Here is a 14,427-nt window from a genome sequence, read left to right on the forward strand (position 1 = left end):
GCGGAACGAAGGCAACGACCGCGAACGCGCATGCGACGGTCACACCTTCAACCCGTAGGGCCGGAACAGCCGGCCTTTCTCCACCACCAGCACCACGGCGAGCGCGGCCAGCGTGCAGAGCAGGAAGCCGGTTGCGAACGGCACCAGCGTGCCGTCGTAATCCTGGCCGATGGTGGCGCCGATGCCGATGGCGAGCAGCGTGGTGATCGAGCCGTACAGCGAGGCCGCGGTGCCGGCGATATGGCCCTGCGGCTCCATGGCGAGTGCGGTGAAATTGGCGATCATCAGCCCGAACGCAAACATCATCGATACCGAGAGCACCATGAACAGCGGTAACGGCAGCATCTGCAGCTTCGCCGCCACCAGCATGGTTGCGGCGATGACGACGAAGCCGATCAGCGCGGCGTGGGAGATCACGCGCATGCCGAGGCGGCCGACGAGGCGGGAATTGACGAAGCCGGCGATGGCGGTGCCGACGGCAACGCCGGCAAAGGCAACCGGAAAATAATGTCCGAGCTGGTAGATGCCGGTGAACACCTGCTGCGAGATGAAGACGAAGGCGAACAGCGAGCCCAATACGCCGCCGGCGGCCAGCGCATAACCCAGCGTCTGGCGGTGGGTCACGGTCTGGCGGAAGGCATCGAGCACCTCGCCGACGGCAAGCGAGCGGCGCCGCTCAGCCGGCAGCGTCTCCGGCAGGCGCAGTGCGCTCCAGATCAGCGCCACCACGCCATACAGCATCAGCACGATGAAGATGCCGCGCCAGTGCGACACCAGCAGCACGGCCTGGCCGAATGCCGGCGCGACGACGGGTACCGCAATGAAAATCATCATCGTCAGCGACATCACGCTGGCCATGCGCCGCCCGGCGTAGCAGTCGCGAACGATCGAGGTCGCAATCACGCGCGTGGCCGAGGTGCTGAGGCCTTGCAACGCGCGCGCCAGCAGCAGCGTCTCGAAGGAGGGGGCTGCAATCGCGAGCAGGCTGGCGGCACAATAGACGGCCATGCCGCCGAGCAGCACCGGCCTCCGGCCGAACCGGTCGGACAACGGACCCATCACGAACTGGCCGACGCCGAAGCCGACCAGGAAGATCGACAGCACCATCTGCGGCCGGTTGGCTGAAGTGATGTGGAAGGCGGACGCGATGTTCGGCAGCGCCGGCAGCATCATGTCCATCGCGAGCGGATTCAGCGCCATGATCGATGCGATCACGATGACGAATTCCGGAAAGCCCATCGGACGGTGGCCTGAAGCGGCCAAGGCATCGGCACTGGTATCGGACAACGAAAAAATCCTTTTGAAGGCGGCACCCTATGGATTTTGGTGCGCTGCACAAATAACGTTTTCGGCATGGCAGACCATCGGCCAGCGGGGCCTGAAGCGGGCCGCGTCGGTAAGGCCGAAAGGCACGTTGCCGCCCGCAGGCCAAAGCCGTTGTTCTGACGGGCGGCTTGCTCTATCCCCTACGCACGAACCATCGGCGGTGGACCGCTTTCGAACGGAGATCTTGTGTCAGGACAGGCCTTGAAGATCGGCACGCGCAAGAGCGCGATGGCGCTGGCGCAGACGGAAGGGATCGCGCGGCTGCTGCGCGCGGCCGATCCCGCGCTCGACGTCGAGATCGTCAAGTTCGAAACCCGCGGCGACCAGGACCAGACCAGCAAGCTGCTTCGCCATGGCGGCAAGGGCGGCGCCTTCGTCGCCGAAATTCGCGAGGCGATGCGCGCAGGGCAATTGCAGGCGGCGATGCATTCGCTGAAGGACGTGCCCGGGAACGAGGAGACGCCGGGCCTGATCATCGCCGCGACCCTGCCGCGCGACGCCGCCAATGACGCGCTGGTGCTGCGTCCCGGTCTCTCGCTCGACGAGTTTCGCGCAGCGAAAGGCAAGGGCTTCAAGATCGGCACCAATGCGGTGCGGCGCGCGGCTTACCTGCGCCGGCTGTTCCCGGAAGCGACCGTGATCCATTTCCGTGGAGCGGCGGATACGCGCGTGGCAAAGCTCGATCGCGGCGACAAGCAGCGGCTGCCCGACGGCGGCGAGGTGGGACCTGCGGATGCGCTGGTCATGGCGCGATCGGGCCTCGAGCGCATCGGAATGGCGTCCCGCATCGTCCATGATTTTTCGGTCCACGAGATGCTGCCCGCGGTGGGGCAGGGCATTGTCGCGGTGGAATGTGTCGAGAAGGATTGGCTGACGCGCGGGCGGTTAGCGAGGATCGAGGACGCCGCGTCGCGGCTCTGCGCGGAAGCCGAGCGCGAGGTGCTGTGGGTGTTGAACGGCCACTGCAACTCGCCGATCGCCGGCCACGCCACGCTTGATGGCCGCGAGGTGACGCTGACGGCGGCGGTGCTGGATGAAGCCGGCGACCGTTTCATCGAGGTGTCGCAGCGGGGTGCGGCGGACCGGCCCCGCGAACTCGGCCGCGCCGTCGGCCTGGAGTTGCTCGACAAGGGCGCCGCCGAGATCATCGCGCGGACGCGGCCCGACGAGCATCAGGAGTCGTAGTTATAAATCGAGCTTGATCGCTATTCGATGTCGGATCTGCGCCGATGGCGGCGCAATTCCGCAGCGGATCGACGCCAAGGGCCCACATGAGACATCGAGTTGCTTGTGACCGAAAAGAAAAGCCGCCCGAAGGCGGCTTTCCAAATTCGAATTACGCAAGGATCAGGCGAAGCGAAGCTTGGGCCCATTCCGCTTGCGGCGATATGCCATGAAGCCCACGCCGGCGAAGCCGAGGATCATCATGGCCCAGGTCGATGGTTCAGGAACAGCCGCCACAGACGTTTCGAGGTTCAGGACCGCGGCCGGAGCCAGTGCGGATTGCGGCCCGAAAATCGCGAACAACTGCTCATTGGCAAATGGACCACTAATGGAAAGCAGCGAACCGCCGATCACAAACCTGTTGTCGCTTTGATTATGCGCAGCAGCATTCAAGGCGGCAATTGCCGCCTGCGAAAGCGTTATCGAGAACTGCTGGATGGGCCCGCCTGAGACGACTGCCGTGCCGTAGCTGTCGCCGTTGCCCAGATCATTGTAGATGCCCACATTGTTCTGTGAATTGCTGATGAGGGCATTGATGCTGCCGGTATAATCGAAAAGCCCCAAGGTCTCGCTGGTCGCAGAGGTATTGACTCCATTCCCACCATAGAACGTGAGCGTCGCTGATGTTACGTTCTGGCTGGCCAAACCCGCGAGGTCGAAGGCAAGCCAATTATGATATACTGCGCCGCTGAGATTGCTTGAGCCGACGTTGATGTTGGTAACACCAGCGGTGAAACCACTGTTCGTATACCAACCGCTATCGAAGTTCTGGATCGTGGCGGCGTTTGAGGCTCCCCCGGCAGTCACAGACAATAAAACCGCGCAACTCAGCGCGCACACCTTTAGAATACGCATTCCTTTAATTCCCTCGCTTACCATTTTTAAACAACTTGAAAAAATGCTAATTAAGGGATGCTACAGATTGATGACGGCCTGCGTCAGGGTGTGACGACGCCATCGGCGCAAGCGGGCAAGCTCTCTTGATCAAGCCTATCTGCATCGCCTACACCCCGTGAATCAGCTCGGCGATGCGACGGTCGGCGCGGCGGAGCCGCCGGCACAGTTCGCGGTTGATGTTCTGCATCACGATCACATAGCCGTGGATGTCGGCCTTGTAGTAGCTGTAGAGGTTTCCGGCCGTCAGCTCATACAGCACGGTGTCGCTCTCCGCGACCACGGTGGCCGACCGGTTCTGCATTTCGATCAGCGTCATTTCGCCGAAGAAATCGCCGGGCTCGAGACCCGACATCCGGATGGAGCGCCCGGCCTCACCGAGCTTGCTCACCACGAGCTCGCCCGAGAGAATGATGAACATCGAGCGTCCCGCTTCTCCCTCCGCGACGATGGTGGCGCCGGCGTCGAAGCGGCGCTCGACCAGCATGGAGATCAGGCGATCGAGGCTTGCGTCGGAGAGGCCGCCGAAGAAAGGTGTGGCGAGCAAAAATGCTTTCAGATCGGGCGAGCTGACAGCCATGGCTCCAATATACGCCCGCGCCCGGCAGCGGCAACCTTCTCTTGCGGCCGCGCGGTTGTGCGGCGACCCCTCTCTGTTCCCAACAGCATCAGCGCGCGACGTCCGACCATTCCGGGCAGGCGCGCTGGTCGACCGGAACCAGCCATGCCTTGTAATTGGTCTTGTCGATCACTTCCGCGGGCAGCATCACCTTTTCCGGCAGCGGCTCCTTCCTGAGATGACGCACGGCGGCCCGCGTCGCGGTGCAGCCGATCTTGAACATGTTGAAATCGACGGTGGCGAGCATGCCGCCGGCTTCGATCTGCTTCACGGCGGGAAGAATGCCGTTGATGCCGATCACGGTGGCCGTCCGGTTGGCAGACTTCAGCGCTTCCAGCACGCCGAGCGCCATGCTGTCATTGGCCGACAGCACCGCGTCGATTTCCTTGTGCTCGCCGAGAAACTTCTCCATCACGCGCCGGGCATCCGGCTGCTGGTAGTTGCCGACCGCCGATCCCAGCACGTCGATGCCGGGAAATTCGGCGAAGGCGCGCTGGTAGCCGCGGACACGCTCGCGATTGGTCGGTGCGGCCGGCGTGCCCTCGATGACGACGATTTTTCCTTTGCCGCCCATCCTCTCGAACAGATAGCGCGCCTCGCGGTAGCCGATCTCGAAATCGTCGGCGCCGACATAGGTGACGAAGCTGCCGGGCAGCGGATTGGAAACCAGCACAATCGGGATCTTGGCGTCGTTGAGCTTCTTGACGGAATCGATCATGGCGACGTCGTCGACGGGGATGAAGATGATGGCGTCCGGCCTGTCCTTCAGCACCTGATCGACCATCGCCTTCTGCTCGTCGACATTGTCGGGCTTGTCCGGGACCAGGTGGATCACCTTCACGCCGGTCGTGCGGGCGATCTGGTCTGAAGCGATGCGGAAGGCCTCATAGGCCGGGTTGGTGCGGTTCTTGGTGAAGACGGCGATGGTCATGGGGTTGTCGGCGGCACTGGAGTGGCCTGCGTACAAGGCCATCGATCCCGCAAGTATCGCTGTCGTCAGATGTCGCATTGCCGTCTCCCAACGAGTGTCGTCATTGCGAGGAGCGGAGCGACGAAGCAATCCATACTTTCCTTGTGGCCCGATGGATTGCTTCGCTTCGCTCGCAATGACGTGGTGAGAATCACAGCCACAAGATCTTCTTCCGGTATTCGAGATCGGTCAGCAGCGGCTGCGCCGGTCCCTGATGGAACACCGCGCCGCGCTCCAGCGCGAAGACACGGTCGGCGAGCGCCAGCACCAGGTCGAGATTGTGCTCGACGATGACGATGGAGATGTGCTGCCGCAGCCGGTCGAACACTTTGAACAGTTCGAGGATCACCGCCGGCGCCAGTCCCTCAAAGGGCTCGTCGAGCAGCAGCAGCTTGACATTGCCCGACATCGCGCGGGCGACCGCCACCATCTGCTGCTCGCCGCCGGAGAGATAATCGGCGGCGACATCCATGCGCTCGCGCAGGCGAGGGAAATAGTCGAGGATCTGTTCTTCGGTCCACACCACGCCGGTGCTGCCGTCGGTCTTGCGCGCCAGCCGCCCGAGCGCGAGGTTTTCTCGCACCGTCATGCCGGCGAACAGGCCGCGGCCCTGCGGCACGTAGCCGATGCCGGCGCGCGCGATGTCCGGTGCGGGCAGGCGGGAGATGTCGGCGCCGGCATATTCGATGTTGCCCGACGACAGCGGCACAAGGCCCGCGAGCGTCTTCAATAGCGTCGACTTGCCGGCCCCGTTGCGGCCGAGGAGAGCCACGATCTCGCCCTCGCGCACGTCGAGCGTGGCATCGTGCAGGATATGGCTCTTGCCGTAAAAGGTGTTGACGCGCTCGAAGCGCAGGATCGGCGCGAAGCTCTCTCGCGCGTAGTCGCTGCTGAGATGCTCGACCTCGGGCACGCCGGTGCCGGTGTAGATCTCCTGCACCTTGCGGTCGGCGCGCACGGCCTCGGGCGTGCCGGTCATCAGCACCTCTCCCTGGTTCATCACGGTGACGGTGCGGGAGAAGCCGAGCACGCGGTCGATATCGTGCTCGACGATCAGGACCGGAATGTTGGCGGCGATGTTCTTGACGAGGTTCGAGACGCGCTCGCGTTCGGCGGCGGCAAGCCCCGCCAGCGGCTCATCCAGCAGCAGCACCTGCGGCTTGGAGCCGAGCGCGATGCCGAGATCGACCAGCCGCTGCCCGCCATAGGAGAGCTCACCGCCTTCGATGGTCTCGATGCCTTCGAGGCCGAGAAACTTGATCAGCTCCGCGGTCTCGGCGTGGATGGCTTCGTAATGGTCGATGTCGCGCCACAGGTTGAAGCGGCCGGCGCTCTGCGCCTGCAGCGACAGTCTCAGGTTTTCGTAGATCGAGAGGCCCTTGAACAAATTGGTGATCTGGAACGAGCGGGCCAGCCCCTGATGGCAGATCAGATCCGGCGGCACGCCCTGGATCTCGCGGCCGTTCAGCCTGATGGTGCCGCTGTCGGTCGGATAGAGGCCGGAGACCAGGTTGAACAGCGTGGTCTTTCCGGCGCCGTTCGGCCCGATCAGCGCGTGGATTTCGCCGGCGCCGACGTGAAGGCTCGCACCGGTCACGGCGCGGATGCCGCCAAAACTCTTCGAGACGCCTTGCACGTCGAGCACGGTGCCGTCGAGCGCTTGCGGACGAAGGAAAGCCGGCAGCGGCAGGCCTTCGTAGATCTTGCGCCGGCTCATCGCGGCGGCTTCTTCCGGCGGCGGCCACCAGCGTTTTGACAGCGTCGCCCAGATGCCGACCAGGCCGCCCGGCGAATACAGCACGAAGGCGACGAAGACGAGGCCGAACCAGAGCAGCCAGTTCGGCGTCCAGATCGAAAACAATTCGCGGAACAGGATAAAGAACAGCGCGCCGATCGCCGGTCCCAGCATGCTGCGCATGCCGCCGATCACAACAATGGCGAGCAATTCGCCGGAGAACGGCACGGAGACCGCCTCGGCCGAGACGAGGTAGTTCTGAAAGCCGATCAGCCCGCCGGCGAAGCCGGTGACGACCGCCGAGATCACGAAGACGCCGAGCTTGTAGCGCTCGACCGGATAGCCCTGGAATGTCGCGCGCAACTGGTTCTCGCGGATCGCCATCAGCACATGGCCGAACGGCGAACGCACCAGCCGCAGCAGCAGATAGAGCACGCCGAGGCAGAGCACGGAGACGACGATGTAATAATTGAGCGCGCTGTCGAGGCTGAACGGGCCAATGCTGCCGCGCTTCAGCCCGCCGAGGCCGTCCTCGCCGCCGGTCACCGCCGTCCAGCGGAAGGCGATGGTGTAGGTCAGCGCCGACAGCGCCAGCGTCAGCAGCGAAAAGTAGACGCCGCGCCGGCGCAGGATGACGAAGCCGACGAAGGTCGCGATTCCAGCGACGACGATCGCGGCCAGCAAGAGCGGGAGGAAGATGTCGTTGCCGAACCAGTTGCGCTGGATCAGCCCCGCCGCATAGGCGCCAATGCCGAACCACGCGCCGTGGCCGAACGAGACCAGGCCGGTATAGCCGATGCAGAGATTGAGCCCCATCGCCGCAATCGCGAGCGCTACCACCATGGTGCCGGTGTTGAGCGACAGGCCCAGCAGATAGAGGCCGAACGGCAGCGCGATGACCGCGAGCGTCGCCATCAGCAGCGGGCGGTATTTGGCAAAACTGGTTGTCATTCGAACTTCTCGATCCGCTCGCCGAGCAGCCCGCGCGGCCGCATCATCAGCACCAAAAACATCAGCACATAGATCGAGGCTTCACCTGCGGCCGGCGCGAAATGGATGGTGATGCCCCTGACGACGCCGACCAGCATTGCCGCAAGCACCACGCCCCAGAAACTGCCGAGGCCGCCGATCACGACGACGACAAAGGCGACCGTGATGATCTCGGCGCCCATCGCCGGATGCACGATCGTGATCGGCGCAAAGAACGCGCCGCCGAGCGCTGCCATGCCGACGCCGAGCATCACGATCGCGGTCATGTAGGGCTGCAGGCGGATACCGAGCGCGGCCACCATGTCCGGCCGCTGGATGCCGGCGCGCACCACGCGGCCGAACGACGTCTTGTGCAGGAGCAGCCAGACGCCAAGCAGGACCGCGGCGACGACGGCGAGGATCAGCAGGCGATAGCGCGAGAACAGGAAGTCGCCGAGGAAGACCGAGCCGCGAAAGGCCTGCGGGATCGCCGCCGAGATCGGCGGCGCACCCCAGATAATGCGGATCGCCTGTTCGGTGACCATGGCGAGGCCGAATGTCACCAGCAGGCTCAGGATCGGGTCGGCGTCGTAAAACCGTCGGAGGATAAATCGTTCGAAGAGAATGCCGAGCAGCGCGACCGCGATCGGCGACAGCACTATCGCCGAACCGAAGCCAAGATACTTCGTGATCTCGACGGAGACATAGGCGCCGAGCGCATAGAACGCGCCATGCGCGAGGTTGACGATGCCGCCGACGCTGAAGATCAGCGACAGCCCAAGCGCAATCAGGAGGTAATAGCCTCCGAGCACGAGGCCATTCACTACCTGTTCCAGCAGAAAACCGAACTGCATGTGCGATCCGAGAGGATAAAAAGGGACGGCGCCGGCGGTGTTGCCGGCGCGGCAACGCCAGTTGCCTAAAGCGGAATGGGTTTAGGTTGAATCGGTTGGGCCGCGGGCTCCCTCAACCTCTCCCGCTTGCGGGGGAGGTCGGCGCGAAGCGCCGGGTGGGGGCTCTCTCTGTCTTGGAGAGTCTCTCCGTGGAGGCACCCCCACCCCAGCCCTCCCCCGCAAGCGGGAGAGGGAGCGCACTTTCCTCGTGGCAACATGCAAACCTAATCCCATAATGCCCTAGACCCGGGCTTTTATGCCTTCATGTTGCAGGGATTTTGCGTCTTCGTCGGGTAGATCGTTTCAAGCTCCGCGCCCGCCGCCGGCACGGCGTTGCCGAGCACGAGCATGTCCCACTTGTCCTTCATCTCGCCTTTTGGCTTGACGGTGAACGGATAGGCTTCCTGCACGAGCTGGTGGTCCCAGGAGCGGAAGTAGCCCTTGCGCCCCTTCATGATGTCGAACTGGGTCTGCTTCTCGAAATAGGCGATCAGCGCGTCGCTCTCGGTCGACTTGGTCTCGGTGATCGCCTGCGCGATCATCTTCAGCGTGATGTATTCGATCCAGGCATGGTTCTCCGGCGGCTTGCCGTATTTCTTGCTGAAGGCCTCGACGAACGCCTTCGAGGCCGGATTGTCGAGCGTGTGATACCAGACCGTCGGCCAGGTGCCGGAAAGATTGCCTTCGCCCATTGCCCAGGCGTCGCCGGTGTTGAGGTTGAAGCCGACCAGCGGGTAGGGGAAGCCGAACTCGGCATATTGCTTGACGAGGTTGGTGACCTGATTGCCGGCGAGGTTGCAGCAGACGACGTCGGGCTTGGCCTGCCGCACTTTAAGGAGATACGGGCTGAAGTCGGTGACATCGGTCGCGATCAGCTCGTCGCCGATCAGCGTGGCATCGTTGGCGCTGAAGAACGCCTTCGCCGCCTTCAGCAGGTCGTGGCCGAAAATATAGTCCGCGGTCAGCGTGACGAACTTCTTGCCCTTCACCATGCCCTTCTGTTTGAGCGCGGTGCCGACGGCGTTGACCATCACGGTGTTCGGGATATCGCAGTGGAAGGAGTAGCGGTTGCAATCCTTGCCACGCAGCGCGTCGGAGCGGGCTCCGGTCGAGAAGAACACCTTCTTGTTGCGCTCGGCGACCTGCATGATGGTCAGGGACGAGGCGGAGGAGATTTCGCCGAACAAGAGCACCGCGCCGTCCTGCTCGATCATGCGCTGCGCCTTGGTCGAGGCGGTGGCGGGATTGACCGAGTCTTCCGACATCAGGTCGATCTGCTTGCCCATGATGCCGCCGGAGGCGTTGATTTCTTCCGCCGCCATCTTCACGCCAAGCTGGGCGTAGCTGCCGATCGCGCCGAGGAAGCCGGTCAGCGGCACCAGATGGCCGATCTTTATTCGCGCGGCCTGTGCGCGGAGGATGGCCGGCGATCCGATGGCGGATACGCCGGCAAAGGCAGCGCCGGCTTTCAACAGAGTGCGTCGGCTGTAGCGGGTCATGACTGATCTCCTCCCGAGAGTTCGCCCTGACGTTCTCCTCACCGATGTCAGCTTATGCGACAATGTGAGAGACGTTCTTTTATTATTGTAGGATATTTCCGGACGCAGTCGTTCCTGTCAACGCCAAATGCGTCGCAGGTGCGCTTCTCGCGGTGTGGAGAGGAATTAGATCGATCGGGTCAGGAGGATTTCACCAGACCCCGCGCGCCGAATTCAATCGACAGCCGGCTGGCGGCCGATTGCACCAGCTTGGCGCGGCTCTGCACCGCCTGGTCGGTCATGCGCCAGATCGGGCCGGAAATGCCGAGTGCGCCGATCACTTCGCCGGTGAAATGATAGACCGGCACGGCGACGCAGCGGACTTCCGCGTTGAATTCGCCGTCGTCAAAGGCGATTGCGCTGCGGCGGATTTCGGCGATCTCGCGCAGCAGCACGGCCGGATCGGTGATCGACTTTTTTGTCGAGGGCTTCAGTTCCACCCGTTCGAGAAAGCGCTTCAACTGGTCGGGGCGAAGCGAGGCCAGCATGATCTTGCCGAGCGCGGTGCAATGCGCCGGCCGCACTACGCCGACGCGGTCGGTCAGTTGAAACGCGCCGGCCCCGCTGGTGCGGGCAATAACGACCACAGAGTCGCCCATACGTACGGCAAAATGGCCGCTTTCGCCGGTTTCCCGCGACAGGTCTTCCAGGATCGGCGTTGCCAGATTGACCATCTCGATCTCATCGAGCGCGCTTGCCGCCAGCGCAAACAGAGGCCGGCCGACGCGGTAGCGCTTCGAATCGCGCTCCTGCCGGAGATAGCCGAGCGAGACCAGCGTCTTGGCGAGGTGGAAGGTGGTGGAATTATGCAAGCCCACCAGCTTGCTGAGGTCGGCAAGGCCGATGCCCTCGCGGTGACGCGCGACCTCTTCGAGGATGGAAAATGCGCGCCCGAGCGACTGCACGCCGCCGCGCGCGCGCTCTTCGGCCTCGTCGTCGATGTTCGGCTCGGCGGACGGCATCAACCTTGCGATTGAGATCTTCCGAGGGGAGGCCGGCTTGTCGCTCGTCTTCGGCTTGGCGCGCGGTTTCACGGGAATCACTTCTCCAGGTGGCGAGCAAAACTCTATCAGGCCGGCCTCGCCCGGCAACAGCGCCGCGCATCGGACGAGGCGCGATTGAGATCATACCACAATAGCAATTGACGTACAGTATTATGAGAAATAGGGTCGCAGTCATTGCCGAGACCGCGCGAGCCAACGCGTGGACAGGGAGAGAACGAAGCGATGTCGCGTAACATGCTCAACGGCGCCCAGGTCATCGTCGACTATCTGATCCAGGAGAAGGTGCCGCAGGTGTTCGGCCTGTGCGGCCACGGCAACATCCAGTTCATCGATGCGCTGTACGAGCGCTCGCACGACATCAAGACCATCTCGGTGCACCATGAGAGCGTCGCCGGCTTCATGGCTGACGTTTATTATCGTGTGTCGGGACGGCCGACCGCGACGTTCACCTCCTGCGGGCCCGGCTCGGCGAACCTGCCGATCTCGCTGGCCAACGCCTATCTCGACTCCGTGCCATTCATGGCGGTGACCGGCAACGTGCCGACCAGCCAGTTCAACCGCGGCGCCTTCCAGGAGATGTACCGGCATCATCAGGCCGATTTCCCTTCCACCGTGCGCACCATCTGCAAGAAGGTGTTTCAGCCGACGCGCGGCGAGATGGTGCCGCTGGCGGTGCGGCAGGCCTGGAAGACGATGACGAGCGGCCGGCCGGGTCCCGTCGTGGTCGACGTGCCCTTCGACGTGTTCATGGAATCGGCGGCCGAGGAGGCGCCGAACGCGATCGAATGGAACGCCAATATATCGAGCCGCTGCGGCGCCGATCCCGAAGGCGTGGTGAAAGCCGTCGACATGCTGCTCGGCGCCGAGCGGCCGGCGATCATCGTAGGCCAGGGCGTCCGTTATGGCGGCGCGGCGGAGGAGCTGTTGAAGCTCGCCGAGCGGCTGCAGATTCCGGTCGCGGCCTCGGCCAGCGGGCTCGGCGCGATCGATTGCAATCACCCGCTGGCGCTGGGCCTTGTCGCGCGCGCCGGGCACTATCAGGCCAACCACGCGACGCGTCAGGCCGACGTGCTGCTGGCGATGGGGATGCGGTTCGACGACCGCACGTCAAGCTCGTGGATTCCCGGCTACTCCTTCACCATCCCCCCGACGCGGCTGATCCATGTCGACATCGATCCCGAGGAGATCGGCCGCAATTATCCTGTTACGCTCGGGCTGATGGCCGACGTGCGGACCTTCCTGCGGCAGGTGCACGCCGAACTCGATCGCCGTGGCGACCTCACCAAGAAGGCCGATGCGCGCAAGAAGTGGCTTTCGCAGATCGATGGCTACCGCAAAGAATGGGACAAGTTCGTCGCCCCCGGTTTCTCCGACGACACCACGCCGATCAATCCGCAGCGTGCTGCGCTCGAGATCGACAAGGCGCTGCCGGAAGATGCCATCCTCGTCAGCGACATCGGCGTGCACCACAACTGGCTGCTCGGTTTCTGCAAGCCGCGGCGGCCGGATTCGCTGATCGGTTCGATGGGGTTCGGCCCGATGGGCTTTGGCGTTGCCGGCGTGATGGGCGCGAAGTTTGCGGCTCCCGACCGTCCCTGCGTCTCCGTGTGCGGCGACGGCGCGTTCTTCATGCACGCCAACGTGCTGGGAACGGCGGTGGAATATAATCTGCCCGTGGTGTGGGTGGTCTGGAATAATTACGCCTATGCCTCGATCCGCGGCCTGCAGCGCGGCTATCTCGGAGGGCGCGAACTCGCGACCGACTTCCACGATCCCAATACCGGCGAGCGCTACAATCCGGACTTTGCCGCGATGGCGCGCTCCTGCGGCGTCGAGGGCGTGCGCGTCGATCGCGCCGGCGATCTCGGCGAAGCCATCCGCAAGGGCATCGCCGCCAACAAGCCCTATCTGATCGACGTCGATATCGCCGCCGATATCAATCCGGTCGGCGCCGGCGTCTGGGAATTGCCCGGGCTCGGGCAAAGCAAGGCCGGCATCGGCACGCGTTTTCAGCCGGCCTGATCTCACGCGAGGGAATCCACATGCTGCTTGCAGGCAAGAAGGTCGTCGTCGTCGGTGGCTCCTCCGGCATTGGTCTTGCGACCGCGGAGATGGCGAAGCGCGAGGGCGCAGATGTCATCGTCGCCTCCCGCAATGTCGAAAAACTCGACAAGGTGGCGGAGAAGCTGAACGCGATCGCGATTCCGGCCGACGTCACCAGCGATGACAGCGTCGCAAAGCTGTTCCAGCGCTGCGGCCCGGTCGATCATGTCGTGGTCACGGCGGCGCAGTTGCGCACCGGTCCGTTCAAGACGGTGGCGATGGAGGATGTGCGGAGCACGATGGAAGGAAAGTTCTGGGGTGCGTGGCGGGTGGCGCGCGAGGCGGAAATCCGCGCCGGCGGATCGCTGACGCTGGTATCGGGATTCCTCAGCGTCCGGCCGCGGCCGAATTCGGCGATCGTCAGCGCCGCCAATGGCGCGCTGGAATCGCTGGCGAAAGCGCTCGCGCTGGAACTTGCGCCGGTGCGCGTCAACGCGGTCTCGCCGGGCGTGATCGATACGCCGATCCGCGCCGCGATGCCGGAAGAGGCGCGGCGCGAGATGCTGGCGAAGACGGCGGCCGCGCTGCCGGTCGGCCGCGTCGGCGCGGCCGAGGACATCGGGCGGCAGATTCTGGCTTTCATGGCCAACGGGTTTGCGACCGGATCGATCGTCTATATCGACGGCGGCGCGCTGGTGATCTGACGGCAGAGGAGGCCATCATGGCTTCGGAAAACAACGGCGCCTTCATTCGCAACATCGCGGAGGTGCCATGGCGCGAATTTCCCAATCATTTCGGCGGTGCGCTGTCAAAGCCGCTTGTCATGCCGGAGACCGCAGGCTCGCGCCACATCGACTACCGGATCTCGATGTACCAGCCGATGGCGCATGTCGCGCGCCACAAGCATCTGGTGCAGGAGCAGATCTATCACGTGCTCGAAGGCGAGGGGCTGATGGAGATCGCGGGGAAGAATCACGTGGTGCGCAAGCACGATTTCATCTTCCTGCCGCCTGGCGTCGAGCATGCGATCTCGAATTCGGGGCTGGTCGATCTGGTGTTTCTGGTGATCACGTCGCCGGTGACGGATGAGGAGAAGGTGGTGTGAGGTCCTGACCGACCCTTTCGTCATGGCCGGGCTTGTCCCGGCCATCCACGTCTTTCCAGCCCAAATAAAGACGTGGATGCCCGGCACGAGGCCGGGCATGACGGTTA

The 14,427-nt window shown here is 63.8% G+C and carries 12 protein-coding genes; 4 read left to right on the forward strand and 8 right to left on the reverse strand.

Annotated elements, in window-relative coordinates; all coding sequences use genetic code 11:
- Window positions 1-39 precede the first annotated feature (39 nt).
- Complete coding sequence (locus LMTR21_RS08610) at window positions 40-1,287, reverse strand: multidrug effflux MFS transporter (protein ID WP_065751556.1); 1,248 nt, start codon at window positions 1,285-1,287, stop codon at window positions 40-42.
- A 267-nt stretch (window positions 1,288-1,554) separates the two neighbouring features.
- On the opposite strand from LMTR21_RS08610, the gene hemC reads away from it, so the two are divergent.
- Window positions 1,555-2,511: a hydroxymethylbilane synthase gene (hemC, locus tag LMTR21_RS08615; RefSeq protein WP_065751579.1), complete on the forward strand. Its 957-nt coding sequence runs from the start codon at window positions 1,555-1,557 to the stop codon at window positions 2,509-2,511.
- 162 nt (window positions 2,512-2,673) lie between these two features.
- Here the strand turns inward: hemC and LMTR21_RS08620 are convergent, their stop codons facing one another.
- The 7 genes from LMTR21_RS08620 to LMTR21_RS08655 form a co-directional block, all read right to left on the reverse strand.
- A complete protein-coding gene (locus tag LMTR21_RS08620) occupies window positions 2,674-3,405 on the reverse strand; it encodes a PEPxxWA-CTERM sorting domain-containing protein (protein ID WP_187399327.1) in 732 nt (243 codons plus the stop codon).
- 148 nt (window positions 3,406-3,553) lie between these two features.
- On the reverse strand, window positions 3,554-4,024 hold the full coding sequence (locus LMTR21_RS08625; RefSeq protein ID WP_065751559.1) for a cyclic nucleotide-binding domain-containing protein: 471 nt from the start codon (window positions 4,022-4,024) through the stop codon (window positions 3,554-3,556).
- Between the two features lie 88 nt (window positions 4,025-4,112).
- Window positions 4,113-5,072: a sugar ABC transporter substrate-binding protein gene (locus LMTR21_RS08630; RefSeq protein ID WP_065751560.1), complete on the reverse strand. Its 960-nt coding sequence runs from the start codon at window positions 5,070-5,072 to the stop codon at window positions 4,113-4,115.
- Between the two features lie 112 nt (window positions 5,073-5,184).
- Complete coding sequence (locus LMTR21_RS08635; protein ID WP_065751561.1) at window positions 5,185-7,719, reverse strand: branched-chain amino acid ABC transporter ATP-binding protein/permease; 2,535 nt, start codon at window positions 7,717-7,719, stop codon at window positions 5,185-5,187.
- Complete coding sequence (locus tag LMTR21_RS08640; protein ID WP_065751562.1) at window positions 7,716-8,591, reverse strand: branched-chain amino acid ABC transporter permease; 876 nt, start codon at window positions 8,589-8,591, stop codon at window positions 7,716-7,718. Before LMTR21_RS08640 ends, LMTR21_RS08635 begins: the two co-directional genes overlap by 4 nt.
- Before the next feature lie 293 nt (window positions 8,592-8,884).
- The gene (locus LMTR21_RS08650; RefSeq protein WP_065751563.1) at window positions 8,885-10,129 is read right to left on the reverse strand and encodes an ABC transporter substrate-binding protein; all 1,245 of its coding nucleotides are present in this window, start codon (window positions 10,127-10,129) and stop codon (window positions 8,885-8,887) included.
- A gap of 179 nt (window positions 10,130-10,308) precedes the next feature.
- Window positions 10,309-11,202 carry an IclR family transcriptional regulator gene (locus LMTR21_RS08655; protein WP_084030481.1) on the reverse strand — a complete coding sequence of 298 codons (894 nt, stop codon included), beginning with the start codon at window positions 11,200-11,202 and terminating at the stop codon, window positions 10,309-10,311.
- 192 nt (window positions 11,203-11,394) lie between these two features.
- Between LMTR21_RS08655 and LMTR21_RS08660 the strand changes: the two genes are divergently transcribed.
- The 3 genes from LMTR21_RS08660 to LMTR21_RS08670 are packed head-to-tail and all read left to right on the forward strand — an operon-like array spanning window position 11,395 to window position 14,320.
- Window positions 11,395-13,194 carry a thiamine pyrophosphate-binding protein gene (locus tag LMTR21_RS08660; protein WP_065751564.1) on the forward strand — a complete coding sequence of 600 codons (1,800 nt, stop codon included), beginning with the start codon at window positions 11,395-11,397 and terminating at the stop codon, window positions 13,192-13,194.
- Between the two features lie 20 nt (window positions 13,195-13,214).
- Complete coding sequence (locus tag LMTR21_RS08665) at window positions 13,215-13,919, forward strand: SDR family oxidoreductase (RefSeq protein ID WP_065751565.1); 705 nt, start codon at window positions 13,215-13,217, stop codon at window positions 13,917-13,919.
- Window positions 13,920-13,936: 17 nt separating this feature from the next.
- Window positions 13,937-14,320: a cupin domain-containing protein gene (locus LMTR21_RS08670; protein ID WP_065751566.1), complete on the forward strand. Its 384-nt coding sequence runs from the start codon at window positions 13,937-13,939 to the stop codon at window positions 14,318-14,320.
- The last annotated feature ends 107 nt before the right edge of the window (window positions 14,321-14,427 follow it).

It is taken from the genome of Bradyrhizobium paxllaeri (genome assembly GCF_001693515.2).
In the GTDB taxonomy this organism is placed as follows: Bacteria; Pseudomonadota; Alphaproteobacteria; order Rhizobiales; family Xanthobacteraceae; genus Bradyrhizobium; species Bradyrhizobium paxllaeri.